Below are 24903 nucleotides of genomic sequence, written 5' to 3' on the forward strand. Positions count from 1 at the left end.
GGGCGCTCGGTGGTAGTCTGAGCCATCCATTTCCCCCTTTCCGGCCTGTGTTTGGGCGCCTTGTCGCGTCCATGCCCCGGCCACCGGACGATTATTGCTGATGGATGCCTGGTCCCGTAGTCTCGAGCGCCTCGAAGCGGAGTTCCCGCCGGAAGACGTTCATACCTGGTTGAAGCCGCTGCAGGCCGATCTGCGCGTGGACAGCCTGGTGCTGTATGCACCGAATGCCTTCATCGTCGACCAGGTCCGCGAGCTGTACCTGGCCCGGATCCGCGAGCTGCTGGCGCATTTCGCCGGTTTCAGCGACGTTTTTCTTGAAATCGGCTCGCGCCCGCGCCCCGTGGAGGCGCAGAACGCGCCGGTTTCCACGCCGTCGGCGCATGTGTCCAGCGAACCGCAGGTGCCGTTCGCCGGCAACCTGGACAGCCACTACACGTTCGCCAACTTCGTCGAAGGCCGCAGCAACCAGCTGGGCCTGGCCGCCGCCTTCCAGGCAGCGCAGAAGCCGGGCGACCGGGCGCACAACCCGCTGCTGCTGTACGGAGGCACGGGCCTGGGCAAGACCCACCTGATGTTCGCCGCCGGCAACGCCATGCGCCAGGCCAATCCAGGTGCAAAGGTGTTGTACCTGCGTTCGGAACAGTTCTTCAGCGCCATGATCCGGGCCCTGCAGGAAAAGACCATGGATCAGTTCAAGCGCCAGTTCCAGCAGGTGGACGCGCTGTTGATCGATGACATCCAGTTCTTCGCCGGCAAGGACCGCACGCAGGAAGAGTTCTTCCACACCTTCAACGCGTTGTTCGATGGCAAGCAGCAGATCATCCTGACCTGCGACCGCTATCCTCGCGAGGTCGAAGGCCTGGAAGCGCGCCTGAAGTCGCGGCTTGCCTGGGGCCTGTCGGTCGCGATCGAACCGCCGGACTTCGAGACCCGCGCCGCGATCGTGCTGGCCAAGGCGCGCGAACGCGGTGCCGAGATTCCCGATGATGTTGCGTTCCTGATCGCCAAGAAGATGCGCTCCAACGTGCGCGACCTCGAGGGCGCGCTCAATACCCTGACCGCCCGCGCCAACTTCACCGGCCGCGCGATCACCACCGAATTCGCCCAGGAAACCCTGCGCGACCTGCTGCGCGCCCAGCAGCAGGCGATCAGCATTCCCAACATCCAGAAAACCGTTGCCGACTACTACGGCCTGCAGATCAAGGATCTGCTGTCGAAGCGTCGGACCCGCTCGCTCGCTCGCCCCCGCCAGGTCGCCATGGCCCTGACCAAGGAACTGACCGAGCACAGCCTGCCCGAGATCGGCGACGCCTTTGCCGGTCGCGATCACACCACGGTGCTGCATGCCTGCCGCCAGATCCGGACCCTGATGGAAACCGACGGCAAGCTCCGCGAAGACTGGGACAAGCTGATCCGGAAGCTGAGCGAATGATGCACGGATGCCGATGAGGCGTCATCGCACAAAACGGTGCAGAATCCGGTAGCAAGCGCGGGACACGTTGTGGATAAAAATGGCGTCTGAAATCCCGTCGAATTTATCCACAGCTTTCCCCACCCCTTGGGGGTCGGTAATACAGAGGGTTTCGATGCCTGAAACTCCTTTATTTACAAAGACTTAGCATTGTTTTCCAGCGATTCTGTCTCTACCAGCACCACCAAGCTTTTGATTTATTCCACATTTTTTAAAGCATAGGGGCACGGAACCACATGCGTTTCACACTGCAGCGCGAAGCCTTTCTCAAGCCGTTGGCACAGGTCGTCAACGTGGTCGAACGCCGCCAGACCCTTCCGGTTCTGGCCAATTTCCTGGTCCAGGTGCAGAACGGCCAGCTGTCGCTGACCGGTACCGACCTGGAAGTGGAGATGGTGTCGCGGATCGCGGTTGAAGACGCCCAGGACGGCGAAACCACCATTCCCGCCCGCAAGCTGTTCGAGATCATCCGCGCCCTGCCCGATGGCAGCCGGATCACCGTCTCGCAGACCGGAGACAAGATCACCGTGCAGGCCGGTCGTAGCCGCTTCACCCTGGCAACCCTGCCCTCCAATGACTTCCCGTCGGTTGACGAAGTGGAAGCCACTGAGCGCGTGGCCATCGGCGAAGCGACCCTGAAGGAGCTCATCGAGCGCACCGCGTTCGCGATGGCGCAGCAGGACGTGCGCTATTACCTCAATGGCCTGCTGTTCGATCTGCGCGGTGACGCCCTGCGTACCGTTGCCACCGACGGCCACCGTCTGGCGCTGTGTGAAACCGACCTGGCCAAGCCGAGCGGTTCCAAGCGCCAGATCATCGTGCCGCGCAAGGGCGTGACCGAGCTGCAGCGCCTGCTGGAAAGTGGTGATCGCGAGATCGAGCTGGAAGTCGGCCGCAGCCACGTTCGCGTCAAGCGCGACGATGTCACCTTCACCTCCAAGCTGATCGACGGCCGCTTCCCGGATTACGAAGCGGTGATTCCGATCGGTGCCGACCGTGAAGTGAAGGTTGATCGTGAAGCGCTGCGCGCCTCGCTGCAGCGCGCTGCGATCCTGTCCAACGAGAAGTACCGCGGCATCCGCGTGGAAGTGTCGCCGGGCAACCTGAAGATCAGCGCGCACAACCCGGAGCAGGAGGAAGCCCAGGAAGAGATCGAAGCCGATACCACGGTCAGCGATCTGGCCATCGGCTTCAACGTGAACTACCTGCTGGATGCCCTCTCCGCCCTGCGCGATGAGGAAGTCATCATCCAGCTGCGCGACTCCAACTCCTCGGCGCTGGTGCGTGAGTCCAGCAGCGAGAAGTCGCGCCACGTGGTCATGCCGCTGCGTCTCTGACATCAGCCCGGTTCCACGTGGAACATAACGACGCCCGGGAAGCTCCCGGGCGTTTTTTTTTACGTTCCACGTGGATCATCGGGCTGAACCCTTTCCAGCACGGAATTCGAACGGACACCATCTTCCTTGATGAACCCGGTTGCGTGCGCTTTGCTTCCCACGCCGAACTGGCGACGGGACTTTGAGTCGATGCCAGGGACTGCCTCCGAATCATGTTTGATCGGGGCCGGTACCTGGGGTCTCAACGCAGTTGCTATGGACCTGTCTGGTCGGATGCCGAAGCGCATCCACGCTGCGGCGACCGTGCTCGCTGTTCCTGAAATCCTCTCTGTCCACAGGACCCATTCGGGACAGATCGGGCCAAGCCTAGCTTCTAAATCTGGGTATAAATCTAAAGCGTGGTGGTGATGGTAGAGCCAGATTTCGTGGAAAAATTTGTTATCTACATGATTTAAAAGGAATTTATGAGGGTGAAACCCCCTGTATAGAGGCGCCTCAGGCTGGGGGGAACCTGTGGATAGTTTCCAGACCCAGGCAAAAGGGCTTTTTTATCCACAGATTGCCCATACCTTGTGTATAAGTCATACAGTCCCGCTGTGGACAGCGTGAAACGAATGGTCAGGATTCTTTGAAATCTGTGGAACCTCCCAGGGCATCGGATCTCAGATTTGGAGGAATCCGGGCGCCCGCCCGCTCACCCGGCCGGGCAAGCGCTCATCAAACACCTGCGGCCGTGGTCCTGAAATCTTGAAATCTGGCGGGCCACGCCCCGCAACCCTGTGCAGAATTGAAGGAATTTCAGCTGCGTCCGGAGCTGGAAACGGGCATGCGGGTGAACCGGCGCCACGTGGAACCCGCGATCAGTTGGTGCGCGGGAGCTTCTGCTCCGCATCGATGCGGGGGCAGCGCGTCCGGCTTGACCGATGCAGTAAGCTGATGGATTCCCTTCCCCTCTACCGCCTCGAGCGGATGGTCGTTCGCGCCCCATGCTTATCCGCCGCCTCGCCTTGCACCAACTGCGTCGCTTCAGTGCGGTGGATCTCTTGCCCCAGCCGGGGCTGAACCTGCTCACTGGCGACAACGGTGCCGGCAAGACCAGCGTGCTGGAGGCCCTGCATCTGATGGCCTATGGCCGAAGCTTCCGCGGCAGGGTTCGCGATGGACTGGTGCGCCAGGGCCAGGAGGCGCTGGAGATCTTCGTGGAATGGGACGAACAGCGTGCCGACCACGCGCCGCATCGCCGAAAGGCCGGCCTGCGCCACAGTGGGCAGGACTGGAAGGGACGATTGGACGGTGAAGATGTGGCTCAGCTCGGCAACCTCTGCGCAGCGCTGGCGGTAGTGACGTTTGAGCCCGGCAGCCATGCGCTGGTCAGCGGCGGTGGCGAGCCCCGCCGTCGCTTCCTGGATTGGGGTTTGTTCCACGTGGAACCTGATTTCCTGTCCTTGTGGCGCCGCTATTCAAGGGCGCTGAAGCAGCGCAATGCCCTGCTCAAGCAGGGCGGCCCGTCGCGGATGCTGGACACCTGGGATCACGAGTTGGCTGAGGCCGGAGAGCCCCTTACCAGTCGGCGTCAGCACTACCTCGAGCGGCTGCAGCAGCGTGCCGTGGCGCTGGCTGCCAGTTTGGCGCCGCAACTCGGCATCCAGGCCCTGGAACTCAGTCCGGGCTGGCGTCGGCATGAGCTTCCCCTGGCAGATGCTCTGCTTCTGGCCCGGGATCGTGACCGCCAGGCCGGGTACACCTCGGTTGGGCCGCACCGGGCGGACTGGAGCGTGGATTTCCACAGCATTCCTGGTCGCGATGCATTGTCACGCGGTCAGGCCAAGCTGACCGCATTGGCGTGCCTGCTGGCGCAGGCCGAGGACTATGCAGAACAGCGCGGCGAATGGCCGGTGATCGCACTGGACGATCTGGCCTCCGAACTGGATCGGACCCACCAGGCGCGGGTATTGGAGCGCCTGCTCACCGGCCCGGCGCAGATCTTCGTCACCGCTACTGAGCCTCCGGCGGCCCTGCAGGAATTGACCCAGATCGCCCGGTTCCACGTGGAACATGCACAGATCGTGGCTGTGCCATAGTGGGCACATCAGGGCCACTCGACCCCGGCTGGTATAATTCGGGTTGGAATCCTTTCATTCTCGGCACATCGCCCCAAGCGGTGCCCGACCTGCGGAGCCTACGGCAAGCGCAATGAGCGACGAACAGAACACCCCGGCAAACAACGGCAATTACGACGCCAACAGCATTACCGCCCTGGAAGGCCTGGAGGCTGTCCGCAAGCGACCCGGCATGTACATCGGTGACGTGCATGACGGCACCGGTCTGCACCACATGGTGTTCGAGGTTGTCGATAACTCGATTGACGAAGCGCTGGCCGGCCACGCCGACCATGTCGCGGTGACGATCCACGCTGACGGCTCGGTCTCGGTGTCCGACAACGGCCGCGGCATTCCGACCGGCAAGCACGAGCAGATGAGCGCCAAGCTCGGTCGCGAGGTCTCCGCCGCCGAGGTGGTGATGACCGTCCTGCATGCAGGCGGCAAGTTCGACGACAACAGCTACAAGGTTTCCGGCGGCCTGCACGGCGTCGGCGTCAGCGTGGTCAACGCGCTGTCGCAGAAGCTGCTGGTGGACGTGTTCCAGAACGGCTCCCACTACCAGCAGGAATTCAGCAACGGCGCAGCCGTGACCCCGCTCGCCAAGCTGGAAGCCACCACCAAGCGTGGCACCACCGTGCGCTTCTGGCCGTCCACCGTCGCCTTCCACGACAACGTGGAATTCCACTACGACATCCTGGCCCGCCGTCTGCGCGAGTTGTCGTTCCTGAACTCCGGCGTCAAGATCGTCCTTGCCGACGAGCGTGGCGACGGCCGTCGCGATGACTTCCACTACGAAGGCGGCATCCGCAGCTTCGTGGAGCATCTGGCCCAGCTGAAGACCCCGCTGCACCCGAATGTCATCTCCGTCACCGGCGAGCACAACGGCATCGTCGTGGAGGTGGCGCTGCAGTGGACCGACTCCTACCAGGAGACGATGTACTGCTTCACCAACAACATCCCGCAGAAGGACGGCGGTACCCACCTCGCCGGTTTCCGCGGTGCGTTGACCCGCGTGCTCAACAACTACATCGAGCAGAACGGCATCGCCAAGCAGGCCAAGATCAACCTGACCGGCGACGACATGCGCGAAGGCATGATCGCGGTGCTGTCGGTGAAGGTGCCGGATCCCAGCTTCTCCAGCCAGACCAAGGAGAAGCTGGTCAGCTCCGACGTGCGTCCGGCGGTGGAAAACGCCTTCGGTGCGCGCCTGGAAGAGTTCCTGCAGGAAAACCCGAACGAAGCCAAGGCGATTGCCGGCAAGATCGTCGACGCCGCGCGTGCACGTGAAGCCGCCCGCAAGGCCCGCGACCTGACCCGCCGCAAGGGCGCGCTGGACATCGCCGGCCTGCCGGGCAAGCTGGCCGACTGCCAGGAAAAGGATCCGGCGCTGTCCGAACTGTTCATCGTCGAGGGTGACTCGGCAGGTGGCTCGGCCAAGCAGGGCCGCAACCGAAAGAACCAGGCGGTGCTGCCGCTGCGCGGCAAGATCCTCAACGTGGAACGCGCGCGCTTCGACCGCATGCTGTCCTCCGACCAGGTCGGTACGCTGATCACCGCGCTGGGCACCGGCATCGGCCGCGACGAGTACAACCCGGACAAGCTGCGTTACCACAAGATCATCATCATGACCGACGCCGACGTCGACGGCGCCCACATCCGCACCCTGCTGCTGACGTTCTTCTACCGTCAGATGCCGGAGCTGATCGAGCGCGGTTACGTCTACATCGGCTTGCCGCCGCTGTACAAGATCAAGCAGGGCAAGCAGGAGCTGTACCTGAAGGATGATCCGGCGCTGGACAGCTACCTGGCCAGCAGTGCGGTGGAAAACGCCGCGCTGGTGCCGGCCACCGGCGAACCGGGCATCGAAGGCCTGGCACTGGAGAAGCTGCTGCTGGCCTACGCCGCCGCGCTCGATTCCATCGAACGCAACGCGCACCGCTATGACCGCAACCTGCTCGAAGCGCTGGTCGATTTCGTGCCGATGGACATGGACAGCCTGCGCAATGCGGGCGAAGGCGAAGGCCTGGATGCGCTGGCCAAGCGACTCAACCAGGGCAGCCTGGGCAGCCCGCGTTTCAGCCTGGAACTGCAGGACGCCAACGAGGAACGCCCCGCCGCTGTGCTGGTGACCCGTCGCCACATGGGCGAGGAGCACATCCAGGTGCTGCCGATGTCGGCGTTCGAGAGTGGCGAACTGCGTGCGATCCACCAGGCCTCCAAGCTGCTGCACGGCCTGGTGCGCGAAGGTGCAACGATTTCCCGCGGCGCCAAGTCGATCGAAGTCGACAGCTTCGCGAAGGCGCAGAACTGGCTGCTCGAGGAGGCCAAGCGCGGCCGCCAGATCCAGCGATTCAAGGGTCTGGGTGAAATGAATCCGGAGCAGTTGTGGGATACCACGGTGAACCCGGAGACCCGTCGCCTGCTGCAGGTGCGCATCGAGGATGCGGTCGCTGCCGACCAGATCTTCAGCACCCTGATGGGCGATGTCGTCGAGCCGCGTCGCGACTTCATCGAAGACAATGCGCTGAAAGTCGCCAACCTGGATATCTGACACAATCGGGACCTGGCCGGTGCGCGGGGAGCTGCACCGGCCTTCGTCCCTTGAACACAGGTACCTGATGTCCGCATCCACCCCGGTCTCCGCCGCCCCGCCCCCGGTTCCGCCGGTGTCTACCCCACCGCGCGCCGTTGCACCGCTGGCAGGCTTCTTCATCGACCTGGGCATCGCCGCCGTTACCCTGGTCGGCCTGAGCATGGTCTCCGGCCTGTTCTGGGGCTTCTACCGTGCAATCGTGGTCAGCCGCGCCAACGCGGAGGCCAATGGCGGACTGACACCTGACGCTGTCGGCGCGGCAGTGGGCCAGCCCGGTGCCCTGGCGCAGATCCTGATGGCCCTGATCGCCACCGGTGGCGCCGCGCTGCTGCTGTACTTCTGGCGACGCCCGGCAAGCGCCGGCGAACGCATGGCGTCGCGACAGGCGTTGCTGCGGCCGTCCACCTGGGGCTGGACCCTGCTGGTGGCCACGCTGATCGTGCTCGGCAGCAACGGCATCGCCTTCCTTTCCAAGCAGTTCGGCATCGAGCCGGTGCCCACCAACGTGGAACTGATGCAGAGCGCGATCGCTCGCTTCCCGCTGTTCCTGGTGCTGTTTGCGGTCGTCCTCGCCCCCGCCTACGAAGAGCTGCTGTTTCGCCGCGTCCTGTTCGGGCGCCTGTGGCAAGCCGGCCGCCCCTGGCTGGGCCTGATCCTCAGCAGCCTGGCGTTCGCCCTGGTCCATGAAGTGCCCGGTGTCAGCAAGAACTCGCTGCTCGGCATGGCGCAGCTGTGGCTGGTGTACGGTGGCATGGGCGCCGCCTTCTGCTGGCTGTACCGCCGCACCGGCACCCTGTGGGCGGCGATTGCCGCGCATGCGCTGAACAACGCGGTTGCGCTCGCCGCGATGGTGTTCCTGGGGTCAACGTAACGCCGTGCCCGCTTGACGAAAGATTAAGCAGGTACGCTACACACTGCGCACATGAACACGGGGGCGGACCCATGAAACAACTGCTGCTGGCTCTAGTCATCACCACCTTGGTCAGTGCCTGTGCAACCACCACCTCGCCAACCGGACGACGGCAGATGGTGGGCGGTGTGTCGCAGGCACAGCTTGACCAGCTCGGTGCGCAGGCGTTTGCCGAGACCAAGCAGAAAGAGAAGATCAGCACCGATGGCCGCCAGAACGGCTACGTGCAGTGCGTGGTCAATGCGCTGGTCGCACAGCTGCCGCCTCAGTACCGTGGGGTACGGTGGGAGACTGCCGTATTCGTCGACAAGGAACCCAACGCCTTTGCCCTGCCCGGCGGCAAAGTGGGCGTGAACACCGGCATCTTCACCGTCGCCAGGAACCAGGACCAGTTGGCTGCCGTGATCGGTCATGAGATCGGCCACGTGATCGCGCGTCACCACGAGGAACGCATTACCCGGCAGATGGGCGCGCAGACCGGCCTGGCCGTGCTGGGCGCGCTGGCCGGTGCCGCCTATGGCGATGGTGCCGCCAATACGGTCAATCAGCTGGGCGGCATGGGCGCGCAGGCGGCCTTCCTGTTGCCCGGCTCGCGGACCCAGGAAAGCGAGGCGGACGTGATCGGCCAGCGGCTGATGGCGCAGGCCGGATTCAACCCGGCCCAGGCCGTGGATCTGTGGCAGAACATGATGGCCGCCAGCGGCGGTCGAAGCCCGCAATGGCTGTCCACCCACCCCGATCCGGCCAACCGGATCCAGGAGCTGCGACGCGACGCGCCGGGCCTGGCGCCGGTCTATCAGCAGGCCCAGGCGGCCGGGCTGCGGCCAAAGTGCGGATGAGTGCGCAGTTCTATGCTGTATTGCAGCACATAAAACGATTTCTCACGCCATCTGTTTCTGATACGTTTGGCGGCTCAGATTTTTCTGACAGTCCGACTTTGCCGCTATCCGGCGGTTCGATCGAGGTGAACGATGATTTTCCGTAACCACAAAGCTGTGCTTTCCGTCCTCGTCGCGACCGCCCTGACCGGCGCCGTGGTCACCGATGCCTTCGCGCAGTCCTCGCGTTCCTCCGACCGTGGCAGCCGCGGCGGCAGCAGCAAGCAGGCCAAGGCCGAACCGCTGTACCCGAATGCGACCCGCCAGGAGCCGACCGCCAAGGCCTCGGCCAAGATGGGCAGCAAGCTGCAGAAAATGATCGACAGCTACAACAAGGAAAAGTTCCCGGAGACGCGCACGCAGGCTGACGCGATCCTGGCTGACAGCGCCTCCAACGAGTACGACAAGTCGCTGGCCGCGCAGCTGGCCTCGCAGGCCGCCTACCAGACCGACGACACCCCGGCCGCCATCGCCTACCTGAAGCAGGTCATCCAGTTCAACGGCCTGGACAACAACGGCCACTTCCAGTCGATGCTGATGCTGGGCCAGCTGCAGCTGCAGGAAGACCAGACTGCCGAAGGCCTGGCCACCCTGGACAAGTACTTCGCCGAGAGCAAGTCGACCAAGCCGGAAGAGCTGATTGCCAAGGGCCAGGCGCTGTACCAGCTGGAGCGCTACCAGGAAGCGATCCCGGTGCTGAAGCAGGCCATCGCGGGCGCTGCCGAGCCGAAGGACAACTGGAACCAGCTGCTGATGGCGGCCCTTTCCGAAGCCGGCCAGACCGGTGAGGCCGTGCAGGCCGCAGAAGCGCTGGCGGCCAAGAACCCGTCGGACAAGAAGGCCCAGCTGAATCTGGCCAACATGTACATGCAGGCTGACCAGATGCCGAAGGCCGCCGCGGTGATGGACAAGCTGCGCAGCAGCGGCCAGCTCACCGAAGAGCGCGAGTACAAGCAGCTGTACTCGATCTATGCCAACACCGAGAACAAGGAAAAGGACGTCATCGCGGTCATCAACGAAGGGTTGCAGAAGGGCATCCTGAAGCCGGATTACCAGGTCTACCTGGCGCTGGCCCAGTCCTACTACTACTCCGACCAGGTGCCGCAGGCGATCGATGCGTGGCAGAAGGCCGCCCCGCTCTCCAAGGACGGTGAGACCTACCTGAACCTGGCACGCGTCCTGCATGCCGAAGGTCGCGTCCCCGAGGCCAAGCAGGCCGCCCAGCAGGCGCTGGCGAAGGGCGTGAAGAACCAGGCGGATGCCAAAAAAATCATCAACCTGAAGTAAGTAGGAATAACGCCTGAATGCCTGCTCAGTTGATGCGCAGGCGCTCAGGATTGGTATAAGCTTGGAGGTTCCTGCGGTGTCATGCACCGCTGATCAGGGATCCCGCCCCCGGGATTCCGGCCCCACTATTGAGCTCTTGGCGCATGACGGAACAACTAGTCGTTCACCGGTACGAACAACCCGATGACAAGGGGCTGAGCTGGCCTCGCATCGTCGGCATCGCGTTTGTAATTGCCCTGCATCTGGCCGCCTTCATGATGCTCCTGATTCCCGCCGTGGCTCCCAAGGCCGTCGCGGAGAAGGAGCGCAACGTCATGGTGACCATCGTCGACGCGCCGCCGCCGCCCCCACCGCCGCCGCCGCCGCCGCCGCCGCAGGATACTCCGCCACCGCCGGTGAAGAATCTGTCGCCGCCGAAGCCGTCGCCCGTACCGCCGCCGCCGCAGGCGCCGGTTGTCGACGTGCCGGAGCCGCGCCCGAACGATATCGTCACCCCGCCGTCGCCTCCGGCGCCGCCGGCACCGCCGACCTCGATCGAGGCCAGCGTGGACATCTCGTCGAAGGCCATGAATCCGCCGCGCTACCCGCCGGCAGCCTTCCGCGCAGGTATCCAGGGCGAAGTGATCCTGATCATTGATGTCGATGCCAGCGGCAACGTCACCAATGTCACGGTGGAAAAGTCCAGCCGTAACCGCGACCTGGACCGTGCTGCGATGGAAGCGGCTCGCAAGTGGCGCTTCAACGCCGCTGAAGCAGGCGGTAAGAAGACGGCAGGTCGCGTTCGCGTCCCGGTCAACTTTGCGCTGAACTGATGCGCCCGGGTGTCCGCCTGGCCACCCCCGCTCCCGGTTCGATTGTTTAGCTTAGCTACACCCTTTATCACCACACACAACAAAGGTAAGCGTCATGCTGCAGGAAATTTTCATCGCCGCTGCTGCCGGGGGCAATCCGTCCAACGCCCTGTCGCAGATGGGCTTCGAGCACCTGATCCACGAAATGACCACCAAGCCGGGTGATTTCGCGGTTTCCTGGGTCGTGCTGCTGACCCTGATCGCCATGTCGGCCATGTCCTGGTACTGGACCGTCATCAACATCTTCCGTGCCACCCGCCTGAAGAGCGCCGCTGATCGCGTCGTCAGCCTGTTCTGGGACACCCCGAACGCGCAGGACGCCATCCGTGCGATGGAAGAGCAGCCGGCTTCGGAGCCGTTCTCGAAGATCGCCCTGGACGCTGCCCAGGCAGCCGCCCACCACCAGCGCGCTGAAGGCGGTGCTACCGGCGGCGTCGGTGAGAACCTGAGCCGTTCGGAGTTCGTCGACCGCGCCCTGCGTCAGGCCGTCACCCGCGAAAGCAACAAGCTGCAGTCGGGCATGACCCTGCTGGCTACCGTCGGCGCGACCGCTCCGTTCGTCGGTCTGCTGGGTACCGTGTGGGGCATCTACGGCGCGCTGATCAAGATCGGTGCCACCGGCTCCGCTTCGATCGACGCCGTTGCCGGCCCGGTGGGTGAAGCGCTGATCATGACCGCGATCGGTCTGTTCGTCGCAATCCCGGCCGTGTTCGCCTTCAACTTCTTCAGCAAGATCAACAGCGCGACCATCAGCAAGTTCGATACCTTCGCGCACGACCTGCACGACTTCTTCGCCACCGGTTCGCGCGTCCGCTGATTGCGGCGCGCGTCACCCAGCGACAAAGTAAGTAGTCACCAAGATCTAGACGGAGCCCGTTATGGCTTTCAGTAGTGGTAACAGCGGCGGCCCCATGGCCGACATCAACGTTACGCCCCTCGTGGACGTGATGCTGGTGCTGCTGATCATCTTCATCATCACGGCGCCCCTGATGTCCCACAAGGTCAAGGTGGATCTGCCGGAAGCCAACCTGATCCAGAAGCCGGAAGATGCTGAAAAGCGTCCCAACCCGATCACGCTGGCAGTCAAGGAAGACGGCTCGATCTACTGGAACGACGAAGAAATCAACAAGCAGACTCTCGAGTCCCGCTTGGCGACCGCCGCACAGCAGACCCCGCAGCCGCCGCTGAACCTGCGTGGTGACCGCACCACCAAGATGCGCGTCATCAACGACCTGACCAAGGTCGCGCAGGAACAGGGCATGCTGGACGTCGGCTTCGTTGCGACCAAAGAAAAGGGGCAATAAGCCATGGCATTCAGTAGTGGTGGTGGCAAGGGCCCCATGGCAGACATCAACGTCACGCCCCTCGTGGACGTGATGCTGGTTCTGCTGATCATCTTCATCGTGACCGCGCCGATCATGACGTACCCGATCGCCGTGGACCTGCCGCAGCGCGTGCTCAACCCACCGCCGCAGCTGGTCGAACCGCCGCCGCCGATCGAACTGAAGATCGACGCCAGCAACCAGGTCTCGTGGAACAACAGCCCGATCAATACCAGCGAGCTGCAGCAGCGGATGGAGCAGGAGGTCCAGCGTGACCCGACCAACCAGCCGGAACTGCGCATCGACGCCAGCCCGGATTCCGAGTACGACGTGATGGCCAAGGTTCTGGCCGCCGCGAAGAATGCTCAGATGAAGAAGATCGGTTTTGTGCAGCAGTAAACGCGACACCGCAACACAACAGTCATGACGCGACTGCAGACGCCCCTGGAAACAGGGGCGTTTTTTTTTGTCCTCGTCCTGGCACATGGGATGGGGTCAGAACGCCTTTCCTTCGGAAAAGGGATCTGACCCCATCCGGCAGCATGCGCCGCTATGATCGGCGCATGCTTGCCCTCTTCGATTCCCTGCGCCATTGGCTCGACGGTATCGCCCACCTCGGCACGATCCTGGCGGTGGCTTACCTGCTGTACCTGTTCGCGCTGGCGGGCTGGATCATGCTGCAGAAGCGCGAGCCGGTGGCCACGCTGAGCTGGATCCTTTCGTTGGCACTGCTCCCCTATCTGGGGCTCTTCATCTACTACCTGCTGGGCCCGCAGAAGGTGAAGCGGCAACGGCTGCGTCGTGGCCGTGCACGCTCGGGCATGGAGCACTACAGCGATGTCTGCCCGCCCGATTCGGACTGCACCGAACTGGCCAAGGTTGCCCAGGCAACGACCGGACTGGCCCCAAGCAGTGCCACCGAAGTGACCTGGCTGGTGGACGGTGCGGCGACCTACGCGGCCTTGCTGGAAGCCGTTGCACAGGCGCACGATCACATCCATCTGGAGTACTACATCTTCAATCCGGATCACGCAGGCACCGCCCTGCGCGATGCCCTGGTCGAGCGCGCACGTGCCGGTGTGCAGGTGCGCCTGCTGCTGGATGCGGTGGGCTCATCCGCCCTGCCCCGCCGTTTCCTGCAGCCCCTGCTCGACGCCGGCGGTGAAGCGATCTGGTTCCACCCACGGCAGCTGCTGAAACCGTTCAAGCGCCCGTGGCTGAACCTGCGCACGCACCGCAAGCTGGTGATTGTCGATGGCCGCCTGGCCTTCACTGGCGGCATCAACATCACCGACGAGGAAGACGAAAGCCGCAGGCCCGACGCTTATCGCGACCTGCACATGCGCATCCGCGGTCATGTGGTGCGCAGTCTGCAGCTGGTGTTCGCCGAGGACTGGCTCTACGCCAGTGGCCAGGAACCCTCGCGGATGGATATCGCCCGCCTGTGGCCGGCCGATATGCCGCTGCGCGGGGATGGCGCGATCAACGCGCAGGTATTGGTGTCCGGCCCGGATTCGGGCTGGGAGACGATCCACCGGCTGCACGTCGCCGCCATCCAGGAAGCGCACGAGCGGGTGTGGCTGGTGACGCCCTATTTCGTGCCGGGTGAAGCGGCGCGGATGGCGCTGACTTCGGCCGCGCTGGGCGGCCTGGACGTGCGCCTGCTGGTACCGAAAATGAGCGATTCGTGGTTCGTCACCCAGGCCGCGCGCTCGTACTTCGATGAGCTGTTGCATGCCGGCGTGAAGATCTACGAGTACGGCCCGCGCATGCTGCACACCAAGGCGTTCATCGCCGACGACGACGTCTGCATTGTCGGCAGTGCCAACTTCGACCACCGCAGCTTCCGCCTGAACTTCGAGCTGTCGATGATGATCAGCGACCGGGACCGCGTGGCGGCCCTGGCCGAGCTGCTGCAGGGTGAATTCGATTGCGCCACCCGGGTGCATGACCAGGCCGGGCGCTCGCTGTGGCTGCACCGCCTGCCCGAGGCCTTCGCCCGGCTGGCCTCGCCGCTGCTGTGATGCAGCGCTACACTGCGGCGATCATCCGGGGAGCCCGACTATGTACTGGTTGTACCTGCTGCTGGCGCTGGGCTGCTTTGCCTTCGCGCTGAAGACCCCGAGCGCGGGGTTGATGACCCTGTGCCTGCTGGCGGCGCTCGGCTTCCTGCTGGCCTGGGTACGCGGTCGTTACGTGGCCCGTTTCGGCGACCTGCAGCGCGACCCGGCCACCCTGATCGATGCCGAGGAACTGCGCCGCCTGCGCGAGCAGGCCCAGGCGCGCCGCAACGATGACGCCAACGACAACGATCCGTCCCCTCTTTCCAAGTAGTTCCGTTCCATGACCCAGCTCAGCGTCAACGTCAACAAGATCGCCGTCCTGCGCAATTCGCGCGGCGGTGCCGAACCGGACGTGGTGCGCGCCGCCCAGGCCTGCCTGGATGCCGGCGCGCATGGCATCACCGTGCATCCGCGGCCGGACCGCCGCCACATCACCGCTGAGGACGTGCTGGCCCTGTCCACGTTGACCCGCGCGCGTGGCGTGGAATTCAACATCGAGGGCAATCCATTTGCGCCGCCGCGCGAGGGGTACCCGGGGCTGCTGCCGCTGTGCGAACAGACCCGTCCGGCGCAGGCCACCCTGGTGCCCGACGGCGATGGCCAGATCACCTCCGACCACGGTTTCGACTTCGAACGCGACGTCGAGCGCTTGCGCCCGTTGATTGCCCAACTGAAGGCGATGGGCTGCCGGGTCAGCCTGTTCGTGGATGCGGGCAACCCGTCGCTGGAGCAGGCTGCCGAGGTCGGTGCCGACCGCATCGAGCTGTACACCGGCCCCTACGCAGAGGCGCATGCGGCGGGCGACGCTGCGGCAATGCTCGAACTGTTCGCCACTGCGGCGCGGCGGGCGCAGGCGGTGGGCCTGGGCGTCAACGCCGGGCACGACCTGTCGCAGGACAACCTGCGCGATTTCCTGGGCCACGTGCCGGACGTGCTGGAGGTGTCGATTGGCCACGCGCTGATCGGCGAGGCACTGTATGACGGGCTGGATGCCACCGTGCGCGGGTACTTGGCGCTGCTTTGATGCATTGCAGCCGAGCCTAGGCTCGGCTCTACAAGGTATCCGTATCCACTGTAGAGCCGAGCCCACGCTCGGCTCAGACTTGCCCTGAACCCTTCAGACAGCCGTCGCAGCCATTGAGACGGTGGCGACGTACCCTGCCGCAATGGGTATTGCGATCAAGGGCCGAGGTTCCACGTCCCACCTTGCTGGGCGCTTCGAAAGCACCGTCAGCGAGGCGGTGGACGACGGCTGGGCGGTCGATGAGAGCGAGGAGTTCCTCGCGCCGCGCCTGCGCACCGAGGTGCGCGCCGAGACCGCGCGCAGCATCATCACCCGCAACACTTCGCCAGACGTCGGCTTCAGCCAGTCGGTGAATCCGTATCGCGGTTGTGAGCATGGGTGTTCCTACTGCTTCGCGCGCCCTTCCCATGCCTATCTGAACCTGTCACCTGGCCTGGACTTCGAGACCAAGCTGTTCGCCAAGACCAATGCGCCTCAGCTGCTGCGCAAGGAACTGTCGAAACCCGGTTACGTGCCGCAGCCGATCGCGCTGGGCATCAACACCGATGCATATCAGCCGATCGAGCGCAAGTTCAAGCTGACCCGCCAGCTGATCGAAGTGATGCTGGAAACCAGGCATCCGTTCTCGCTGATCACCAAGAACGCACTGGTCGAGCGCGACATTGATCTGCTCGCGCCGCTGGCGGCGGAGAACCTGGTCAGTGTGCATTTCTCGGTGACCTCGCTGGACCCGCATCTCTCCGCGAAGCTGGAACCGCGCGCATCAGCACCCCATGCACGATTGCGCGCGATGAAGCGCCTGCATGACGCGGGTATCCCGGTGGGCGTGATGGTGGCACCGGTGATTCCGTGGATCAACGACAGCGAACTTGAAGCGGTGCTGGAGGCTGCGCACGATGCAGGCGCCAGTACCGCAGGCTACGTGCTGCTGCGCCTGCCGCTGGAAGTGGCGCCACTGTTCCGCGACTGGCTCGATACCCATCATCCCGATCGCGCCGCGCACGTGATGAGTACCATCCAGCAGCTGCGTGGTGGCAAGGACTACGACAGCCAGTTCGGCACCCGCATGCGCGGCCAGGGCGTGTATGCCGATCTGTTGAACAACCGCTTCAAGCTGGCGCGCAAGCGGTTGGGATTCAATGCGCAGAACAGCCATTGGCCGAAGCTGGATTGCAGCCGGTTCCAGAAGCCGTTGCCGCCGAAGAAGGATTCGCCGCAAGGGTCGTTGTTCTGAGGCCATCAGTCGAGCATGGCTCGACTGTACATCAAGGCCGACGAGCAGTTCGGCGTCACCCCCCAAACAACTTCTGCGCACTCTGGAACAGGATCCAGCTGGTGGCGATGAACTTGTCGCCACCCTGTGGCCGATTGCCGCGATGGGTGTGGGTGAACGCCGTCGGCGCAATCAGCAAACTGCCGGTGCGCGGCGCGATCTTCCGCCCCTGGAACAGGAACTCGGTTTCGCCCTCGTCGAAGTCGTCATTGAGGTACAGCGTCCACAGTACATGCCGGTGCAGGGTCTCGGCCTGCGCATCCTTCGGGTACAGCTCGCAGTGCCAGTACGGGTAGCCACCCTCGCCCGCGGCGTACCACTGCAGGTTGATCGCACCCGGACGAAGGCAGGTGCGGGCCAGGTCGGCCAGCTGCTGTTGCGGCATGTCGGGAAAGTCCTCGGCAGACAGGCGTCGCGGTTGGCCATTGCTGTCCTGGATCTGCAACATCAGCGGCGCGATCAATGCCTGTGGATAACGGCGTAGATAAGTCAGCAGGCCGTTGAACACCGCGATCTGCAGCTGCTGGTCGACGTCCTGCCAACCGTCCAGGCCACTGATGCGCAGATCCTTGCTGTGCTTGAGTTCGGGGAACACGCCACTGCCCACCGCACCGGGCAGCAGGCCACGCGTGGCACGCATGCGCTCGACGATGGCCGCGCAGACCTCACTGGGGACGGCGTTGTGGATGACTTCGATGAAATCGACCGGGCCCTGCTCGTGCATGCGTGCATTCCTTCGGCGGCAACGGCTTGATGGTGCCGTTTGCCGCCCGCGGTGTCACCCTGCGGTCATGTCATCGAACTGCCATGACCGCCGTCAGGCGTCGAGCCGTCAGCCCTGCGCTTCGTCGTGCGCGTGGTGGTAACGCACCGCTTCGGCCACTTCCTCGCGCGAACCCAGGAACACCGGCACGCGCTGGTGCAGCTGGTCGGGCTGGATGTCGAGGATGCGCTCGCGGCCGGTCCAGGCGGCGCCGCCGGCCTGTTCGACCAGCAGGCCCATCGGATTGGCTTCGTACATCAGGCGCAGCTTGCCGGCCTTGGACGGATCCTTCTTGTCCCACGGGTAGATGAAGATGCCGCCGCGGGTCAGGATGCGATGCACGTCGGCCACCATGCTGGCGATCCAGCGCATGTTGAAGTTCTTGCCGCGCGAGCCTTCCTTGCCGGCCAGCAGATCACTGACGTAGGCCTGCATCGGCGCTTCCCAGTGACGCTGGTTGGACATGTTGATGGCGAATTCCTGGGTGGCCGCCGGAATCTGCATGTTCTCGGTGGTCAGCACGAACTCGCCCTTCTCGCGGTCCAGGGTGAAGGCGTGGGTGCCATGGCCGACGGTCAGCACCAGCTGGGTGCTGGGCCCGTAGATGCAGTAGCCAGCGCCGATCTGCTTGCTGCCCGGCTGCAGGAAGGCGTCATCGCCCGGCAGCTCGACGTTGGTCGGGCAACGCAGCACGGAGAAGATGGTGCCGACGGAGACGTTGACGTCGATGTTGGAGCTGCCGTCGAGGGGATCGAACAGCAGCAGGAAATCACCGCGCGGGTAGATGTCCGGCACCGGCTGGCTGTGGTCCATTTCCTCCGAGGCGCAGGCGGCAAGGTGGCCACCCCAGGCATTGGCTTCGAGCAGGATCTCGTTGCTGATCACGTCCAGCTTCTTCTGTGCTTCACCCTGCACGTTGCCGGTACCGGCGTCGCCGAGCACGCCACCGAGGGCGCCCTTGCTGACGGCGATGGAAATGCTGGTGCAGGCGCGGGCGACCACGGCGATCAGCTGGCGCAGGTCGGCATTGATGCGGCCGGCGTGCTGTTCCTGGATCAGGAAGCGGGTCAACGAAGTACGGGACATGGTCGGGCAGGTCTCGGCAGCGGGAAAACGCCTATTGTCGCCCGTCTGGCGGGGGCGTGCGTGAGCGCGGGAAGGCGTAATCGTTTCCAGATGCGTTGCGCTCGTGGCGCCTTCCTTCATGGAGGCACAGGGCGAGGTACACCGTGGCCAGGACACGCCGTAAACCCATCCATGGGGGCTCGGTCGGCGCATCCATGCGCCTCACGGTCCTGGCCACGGTGTACCTCGCCCTGCGCTTCAGGGTTCGCCGCGAGCGCGGAGGGTGTGGCAAAGGCAGAGGCAAAGCAGAAGCAAAAACAAAGGCGCCTTTCGGCGCCTTTGTTGTCAAACCACTGGTGCGTTGCTTCAGCCCTTGGCGACGGTGGCCACGGCCTTGGCGACGTATTCCAGGTTGTTCTGGTTCAGCGCGGCCACGCAGATGCGGCCGGTGCCGACGGCGTAGATGCCGAACTCGTCGCGCAGGCGTTCGACCTGCTCACGGCTCAGGCCCGAGTAGGAGAACATGCCGGCCTGTTCGTTGATGAAGCCGAACTGCGGCGCACCGGCAGCGGCCAGCTTTTCGACCAGGCCCTGGCGCAGGGCGTGGATGCGCTCGCGCATCTCGGTCAGCTCCTGCTCCCACATCGCGCGCAGTTCCGGGTTGGTCAGCACGCCGGCCACCAGCGCGGCACCGTGGGTGGACGGGCTGGAGTAGATGGTGCGGATCACACGCTTGACCTGCGACTGCACGGCCTTGGCGTCAGCAGCGGTCGGCGCCACCATCGACAACGCACCCACGCGCTCGCCATACAGCGAGAACGACTTGGAGTACGAGTTGGCGACGATGAAGCTGTCGATGCCGGCTTCGGCGATGATGCGCACGGCGGCGCCATCCTGCTCGATGCCCTTGTCGAAGCCCTGGTAGGCCATGTCGATGAAGGGGAACAGCTGCTTGTCCTTCAGCAGTTGCGCGACCTGCTTCCACTGGCTGACCGTGAGGTCGGCACCGGTGGGGTTGTGGCAGCAGGCGTGCAGCAGCACTACGGTGCCGGCTTCCAGCTTGCCGAGGTCGGCCAGCATGCCGTTGAAGTCGACGCCATGGCTGGCCGGATCGAAATAGGTGTAATCCAGCACCTCGAAACCGGCCGCGCTGAACACCGCACGGTGGTTCTCCCAGCTCGGGTTGCTCAGCGCCACGGTGGCGTGCGGCAGCAGCTTCTTCAGCACGTCGGCGCCGACGCGCAGCGCACCGCTGCCACCGACGGTCTGTGCGGTGGTGACGCGGCCGGCGGCCAGCAGCGGCGAGTCTTTGCCGAACACCAGCTCTCGCGTGGCCTGCGTGTATGCCGGCAGGCCATCGATCGGCAGGTAGCCGCGCGGTTTGGCGTCAGCGGCAAGCTGCTGCTCGATCTGCTTGACGGCGCGCAGCAGCGGGATGCGGCCGCTCTCGTCGTAGTAGATGCCCACACCCAGGTTGACCTTGGTCGGGCGGCTGTCGGCGTTGTACGCCTCGGTCAGGCCCAGGATCGGGTCGCCTGGGACCAGTTCCACGTTTGCAAAGAAGGACACGGCGGTACTCGTTCGGTAGACGGAAAGGGGAGGAAGTGCGCTACGCGGTCTGCGGCCTTGCAGCCGGAAACAGCCCATCGTAACAAAGCCTGCCGGGGCTGGCCGCCGCCGTCGTCATCCGTAGCCCCGTACCATGACGTGCGTTGCCGCCTGATCCATCAACCTGAATCATGAATCCCGCCGCACGTCGCCATTGCCTGCCGTTGTCCATCCTCCTGCTGTCGCCCTGGGCGGCCGTGGCCGGGCCCGCACCGACCGCCCTGCCCAGCGTGCAGGTGCAGGCAGCGCGGGTGCCGGGCATCGACCCGTTCGCGTTGCCGGCCAGCCTGGACACGGTCTGGATCGACGCCGGCCGCGCCGGCGCCGGCGCACAGCTGTCCGAGGCGCTGGCCGGGGTCCCGGGCCTGGTCGCCCGTGACCGCCAGAACTTCGCGCAGGACACCCAGCTGTCGATCCGTGGCTTTGGTGCGCGCTCGACCTTCGGTGTGCGTGGGGTGCGGGTGTTGATCGACGGGGTGCCGGCGACCATGCCCGACGGACAGGGCCAGCTGTCGCATGCCAGCCTGCTCGGTGCCGAACGGATCGACGTGCTGCGCGGACCGTTCTCGGCGCTGTACGGCAATTCCTCCGGCGGCGTGCTGCAGGTCTGGAGCGCACAGGGCCAGGCCGGCGACCCGTGGCGGCTGCGCGTCAACGCGGGTGCCGACAACACGCTCAGCGTCGGCGCGCAACTGAAGGGTGCCGGCCGTGTTCTGGATTACAACATCGCCGCCAATCACTTCCGCACCGATGGCTGGCGCGACCACAGCCGTGCCCGCCGCGAATCGCTCGCTGCGCGTATCGGTGGCGATCTCGGCGGGGGGCGGCTGGAGCTGCTGCTCAATGCCTTCGACGCCCCCGATGCGCAGGACCCGCTGGGCCTGAGCCGTACCCAGGTGGCGGCCGATCCGCGCCAGGCCACCGCCGTGGCGCACCAGTACAACACCCGTAAATCGGTGCGCCAGCAGCAGGCTGGCCTGCGCTGGACCCGTGAAACCAGGGCGCAGCGTTGGCAGCTGATGGGCTATGCCGGCCAGCGCGCGGTACGCCAGTACCTGCCGATCCCGCCGGCAGCTCAGACCAACAGCCCGTTGCATGCCGGCGGGGTGATCGACCTGGAGGGCGGCTATGGCGGGCTGGACGCGCGCTGGGGCTGGCACGGCGACCTCGCCGGCCGACCGCTGGATCTGGTGGCCGGGCTCAGCGCCGACCGCCAGCGCCAGCATCGCACCGGCTACGAGAACTTCATCGGCAGCACTTTCGGCGTGCGTGGGCGGCTGCGCAGAGACCAGATCGACACCGTGCAGAACGTCGATCAGTTCGCCCAGGCGTGGTGGCAGTGGAGTCCACGCTGGTCATTGCTGGCTGGCGTGCGTCACAGCGCCGTGCGCTTCGAATCCGACGATCGCTACATCACCGCCCGCAACCCGGACGACAGCGGCCACCGCCGCTACCAGGCCACCACGCCGGTGGCCGGAATCAGCTTCGAGGCCAGCCCGCAGTGGCGACTGCACGCGGCGGTGGGCCGTGGCTTCGAGACGCCCACCTTCAACGAGCTGGGGTATCGCGCCGACGGGCAGGCGGGACTGGCGCTGGATCTGGCGGCGGCGCGCAGCCGCAGCCTGGAGGTGGGCAGCAAATGGCATGCACAGGACGGAACCCAGCTCGATATCAGCCTGTTCCGCGCAGATACCGACGATGAGTTGGCAGTTGCCAGCAACATCGGCGGACGCAGCACCTATCGCAACATCGGCCGCACCCGCCGCCAGGGTGTGGAACTGGGCTACCGGCAGCCGTTGGCAGAACAGTTGGAACTGCAGGTGGCCTGGACCTGGCTGCAGGCGCAGGTGCGTGCGCCGTACCTGACCTCGAACACCTGGGTTTCCGCCGGCAGCCGCTTGCCCGGCGTACCGCGCCAGCAGGCGTTTGCCCGGCTGCAGTGGACCCCGGCCGACTGGCAGTGGGCGCTGGAGGCCGCCGCCAGCACCGATACCCTGGTCAACGACGTGGCCACGGAGCGGGCGCCGGGCTACGCGTTGCTGAACCTGGAGGCCGGTCGTTTCTGGACACTGCCAGGTGGCGACCTGCGCGCCTTCGCCCGGCTGGAGAACGTGCTGGACCAGGCCTACATCGGCTCGGTGATCGTCAACGACGGCAACGGGCGCTTCTACGAACCGGGGCCCGGGCGCCGGGCCAGCGTGGGCCTGCAATGGTCGTGGCGCTGAAAGGGGTAGTGCGGGCCGCTGGCCGGCATCGCGCCGTGCACGACGGCAGGAGGTTGCCGGCCAGCGGCTGGCACTACCCGTAAATCGGGGCCTTGGCCGGCATCGCGCCGCGCAGGGCGTCAGGGGGTTGCCGGCCAGGGGCCGGCACTACCCGTCAGTCGGGCGCCTTGGCCGGTACGAACGGCGAGGTCGGGTCGCTGGCCGGGAAGGTCTCCTCCAGCGCCTCGTCCTGGTTGTCGCTGGCGCGCTGCTTGCGTTCGCGACGTTTGAGCGGGCTTTCCTGGCCGCCGCGATGGCGGTCGCCGCCATCCTTGCGGTCCTGGGCGGCCTGTTCAGCCTCGTGCTTCACCGGCAGATGGTCGCCACCGTGCTCGGCGTCGTAGAAAGGTGCGCCGGTGCCGCGGTAGTCGGCATTGTCGGCATCGCGCTTGCCGCGCTGTTCACCGGGAATGGGCGGGTGGTTTTCCCGCAACGGGTCTCGGGAATTCTCTCGGCTCATGGTCTGGCTACCTGCGCTCGGGGCTCCCACTACACCGCGCCACAGGTAAAGCCGCCGCGAACCCGGCGTCATGAACATCTCGCTCACCCCCGGTAACGGCACCGCGCGTATTCCTGCCCACCCGCCCCCGCTGCAGGAGCCGGCCATGCCCCGTCTTGAACGACCCGCAACGTCCGTGTTCAACGCCCTGCTCGATCCGCTCGGCCAGCGCAGCGCGCAGCGCCGTACGCGTCGCCATGAAGACCCCCAGGCGGTGGCGCAGGACTACCTGCAGTACATGCTCAGCGACTACGAGGAGCGCCGCGGGCAGAGCCACCGGAACTGGCGCGACCTGTGCCCGGTGTATGCCTTCGCGTTGACCACGCATGCCGCGGATTGGCCACGCGGTGATGCCGCCGATACCTGCGAGGAACTGGCCGAGCACTGGGAACAGATGCGCGGGCAGTCACGCTTGGGCTGGTCGCAGGCGCGGCCGGTGGTGGAAGACGCCTGGCGCGCGCTGGACCATATTCCGGCGGCGGCGGTGAGGCCGTTGCTGCAGTAGTGCCGGCCGCTGGCCGGCAACCCCAGGAAACTTCAGGCCGCGAGCTCTGCCGGCCAGCGGCCGGCACTACCGCATCTGCGTAGAACCCACGTGCACGGTATCGACACGGGTGGTTTACACCGCCCATCCGAAGCTGGATGCCCTGCCCCGCCAAAGGTACGCCCATGGCCCGCCCGATCTGGACCGGCACGCTGTCGTTTGGCCTGCTCAACGTGCCGGTGTCGCTGATGTCCGGCGAACGCAAGGTCGACCTGCAGTTCCGCATGCTCGATTCCCGCGATCGCAAACCGATCCGTTTCGAACGGGTCAACGCCGACACCGGCGAGGAGGTGCCCTGGAAGGACATCGTCAAAGCCTATGAGTACGACAAGGGCAGTTATGTCGTGCTGGAGGAAGGTGATATCCGCTCGGCCGCGCCTGAAAGCCACGAAGCGGTGGAGGTGGAATCATTCGTGGATGCGGCGCAGATCGACCCGCGCTATTACGAGAAACCGTATCTGCTGGTGCCCGGCAAGAAGGCCGAGAAGGGCTATGTGCTGCTGCGCGAAACGTTGCGCAGCACCGGCAAGGTGGGCATCGCGCGGGTGGTGGTGCGTACGCGCGAATACCTGTGTGCGGTGATGCCGCATGAGGACGCACTGGTGCTGATGATCCTGCGCTATCCGCAGGAACTGGTGGATCCCGAGGACTACAAGCTGCCCACCGGCAAGCTGTCCGACTATCGCATCACCAGCAAGGAAACGGCGATGGCCGAGCAGTTGATCGAGTCGATGGCCGGCGATTGGGATCCGTCGCAGTACCACGATGAATTCCGCGAGCGCCTGCAGCAGGTGTTGAACAAGCGCATCAAGTCCAAGGGCGGCACCACGCGGGTGGACGATGAGCCGGCACCGCGCGAGGACGCCAGTACCAATGTGGTCGACTTCATGGCGCTGCTGCAGAAGAGCCTGGATGCGAACAAGCGAACGCCAGCGAAGAAGGCCGCAACGCGCAAAGCAGCCGCCAAGTCGCCAGTGAAGAAGGCCGCAAAGAAGACAACGAAGAAGGCTGCAAAGAAGACCGCACCCCGACGCAAGGCGGGGTGAGCC

General features: G+C 65.0%; 22 protein-coding genes. 18 read left to right on the plus strand and 4 right to left on the minus strand.

The window, feature by feature from the left end:
* Positions 1–100 precede the first annotated feature (100 nt).
* The 15 genes from dnaA to DL544_RS00075 all read left to right on the plus strand — a co-directional run bounded on the left by dnaA (position 101) and on the right by DL544_RS00075 (position 17072).
* On the plus strand, positions 101–1432 hold the full coding sequence (dnaA, locus tag DL544_RS00005; RefSeq protein WP_014645405.1) for a chromosomal replication initiator protein DnaA: 1332 nt from the start codon (positions 101–103) through the stop codon (positions 1430–1432).
* 275 nt (positions 1433–1707) lie between these two features.
* Positions 1708–2808, plus strand: coding sequence for a DNA polymerase III subunit beta (dnaN, locus tag DL544_RS00010; RefSeq protein ID WP_005411731.1), 1101 nt, complete (start codon positions 1708–1710; stop codon positions 2806–2808).
* 986 nt (positions 2809–3794) lie between these two features.
* The gene (gene recF, locus DL544_RS00015; protein WP_005421208.1) at positions 3795–4889 is read left to right on the plus strand and encodes a DNA replication/repair protein RecF; all 1095 of its coding nucleotides are present in this window, start codon (positions 3795–3797) and stop codon (positions 4887–4889) included.
* Between the two features lie 112 nt (positions 4890–5001).
* Positions 5002–7461, plus strand: coding sequence for a DNA topoisomerase (ATP-hydrolyzing) subunit B (gene gyrB, locus DL544_RS00020; RefSeq protein ID WP_005421206.1), 2460 nt, complete (start codon positions 5002–5004; stop codon positions 7459–7461).
* Positions 7462–7528: 67 nt separating this feature from the next.
* Entirely contained in the window at positions 7529–8374 is an 846-nt protein-coding gene (locus DL544_RS00025) for a CPBP family intramembrane glutamic endopeptidase (RefSeq protein WP_032954741.1), read from the plus strand.
* Between the two features lie 71 nt (positions 8375–8445).
* Entirely contained in the window at positions 8446–9252 is an 807-nt protein-coding gene (locus tag DL544_RS00030; RefSeq protein WP_005421202.1) for a M48 family metallopeptidase, read from the plus strand.
* 132 nt (positions 9253–9384) lie between these two features.
* A complete protein-coding gene (locus tag DL544_RS00035; protein WP_005421200.1) occupies positions 9385–10578 on the plus strand; it encodes a tetratricopeptide repeat protein in 1194 nt (397 codons plus the stop codon).
* 143 nt (positions 10579–10721) lie between these two features.
* Positions 10722–11390 (plus strand): energy transducer TonB, encoded by a 669-nt coding sequence (locus DL544_RS00040; RefSeq protein WP_005421199.1) that lies wholly within the window; start codon positions 10722–10724, stop codon positions 11388–11390.
* A 94-nt stretch (positions 11391–11484) separates the two neighbouring features.
* Positions 11485–12246 (plus strand): TonB-system energizer ExbB, encoded by a 762-nt coding sequence (gene exbB, locus DL544_RS00045; RefSeq protein WP_005411738.1) that lies wholly within the window; start codon positions 11485–11487, stop codon positions 12244–12246.
* A 61-nt stretch (positions 12247–12307) separates the two neighbouring features.
* A complete protein-coding gene (locus DL544_RS00050) occupies positions 12308–12733 on the plus strand; it encodes an ExbD/TolR family protein (RefSeq protein ID WP_005421196.1) in 426 nt (141 codons plus the stop codon).
* 3 nt (positions 12734–12736) lie between these two features.
* Positions 12737–13150: an ExbD/TolR family protein gene (locus tag DL544_RS00055; RefSeq protein ID WP_005411740.1), complete on the plus strand. Its 414-nt coding sequence runs from the start codon at positions 12737–12739 to the stop codon at positions 13148–13150.
* Between the two features lie 164 nt (positions 13151–13314).
* Entirely contained in the window at positions 13315–14775 is a 1461-nt protein-coding gene (gene cls, locus DL544_RS00060) for a cardiolipin synthase (protein WP_065179064.1), read from the plus strand.
* A gap of 40 nt (positions 14776–14815) precedes the next feature.
* Complete coding sequence (locus DL544_RS00065) at positions 14816–15085, plus strand: hypothetical protein (RefSeq protein WP_005421192.1); 270 nt, start codon at positions 14816–14818, stop codon at positions 15083–15085.
* A 9-nt stretch (positions 15086–15094) separates the two neighbouring features.
* A complete protein-coding gene (locus tag DL544_RS00070; RefSeq protein WP_139726553.1) occupies positions 15095–15838 on the plus strand; it encodes a pyridoxine 5'-phosphate synthase in 744 nt (247 codons plus the stop codon).
* A gap of 142 nt (positions 15839–15980) precedes the next feature.
* Positions 15981–17072, plus strand: coding sequence for a PA0069 family radical SAM protein (locus DL544_RS00075; RefSeq protein ID WP_005421187.1), 1092 nt, complete (start codon positions 15981–15983; stop codon positions 17070–17072).
* Positions 17073–17127: 55 nt separating this feature from the next.
* Here DL544_RS00075 and DL544_RS00080 read toward each other — a convergent pair whose 3' ends face one another.
* The 3 genes from DL544_RS00080 to DL544_RS00090 form a co-directional block, all read right to left on the minus strand.
* Positions 17128–17835: a 2OG-Fe(II) oxygenase gene (locus DL544_RS00080; RefSeq protein ID WP_032957940.1), complete on the minus strand. Its 708-nt coding sequence runs from the start codon at positions 17833–17835 to the stop codon at positions 17128–17130.
* A 108-nt stretch (positions 17836–17943) separates the two neighbouring features.
* Complete coding sequence (locus DL544_RS00085; protein WP_065186803.1) at positions 17944–18960, minus strand: class 1 fructose-bisphosphatase; 1017 nt, start codon at positions 18958–18960, stop codon at positions 17944–17946.
* A 345-nt stretch (positions 18961–19305) separates the two neighbouring features.
* Positions 19306–20508 (minus strand): amino acid aminotransferase, encoded by a 1203-nt coding sequence (locus DL544_RS00090; RefSeq protein ID WP_053496721.1) that lies wholly within the window; start codon positions 20506–20508, stop codon positions 19306–19308.
* A gap of 170 nt (positions 20509–20678) precedes the next feature.
* Between DL544_RS00090 and DL544_RS00095 the strand changes: the two genes are divergently transcribed.
* Positions 20679–22772: a TonB-dependent receptor family protein gene (locus tag DL544_RS00095; RefSeq protein ID WP_139726554.1), complete on the plus strand. Its 2094-nt coding sequence runs from the start codon at positions 20679–20681 to the stop codon at positions 22770–22772.
* 154 nt (positions 22773–22926) lie between these two features.
* Here DL544_RS00095 and DL544_RS00100 read toward each other — a convergent pair whose 3' ends face one another.
* Complete coding sequence (locus DL544_RS00100; RefSeq protein WP_053496719.1) at positions 22927–23271, minus strand: hypothetical protein; 345 nt, start codon at positions 23269–23271, stop codon at positions 22927–22929.
* Positions 23272–23416: 145 nt separating this feature from the next.
* Between DL544_RS00100 and DL544_RS00105 the strand changes: the two genes are divergently transcribed.
* Both DL544_RS00105 and ku read left to right on the plus strand, forming a co-directional pair.
* Entirely contained in the window at positions 23417–23815 is a 399-nt protein-coding gene (locus tag DL544_RS00105; RefSeq protein WP_049402954.1) for a hypothetical protein, read from the plus strand.
* Between the two features lie 164 nt (positions 23816–23979).
* Positions 23980–24900: a non-homologous end joining protein Ku gene (ku, locus tag DL544_RS00110; protein WP_005411774.1), complete on the plus strand. Its 921-nt coding sequence runs from the start codon at positions 23980–23982 to the stop codon at positions 24898–24900.
* Positions 24901–24903 lie beyond the last annotated feature (3 nt).

It is taken from the genome of Stenotrophomonas sp. pho (assembly GCF_006228405.1).
GTDB classification, from domain to species: domain Bacteria; phylum Pseudomonadota; class Gammaproteobacteria; order Xanthomonadales; family Xanthomonadaceae; genus Stenotrophomonas; species Stenotrophomonas sepilia.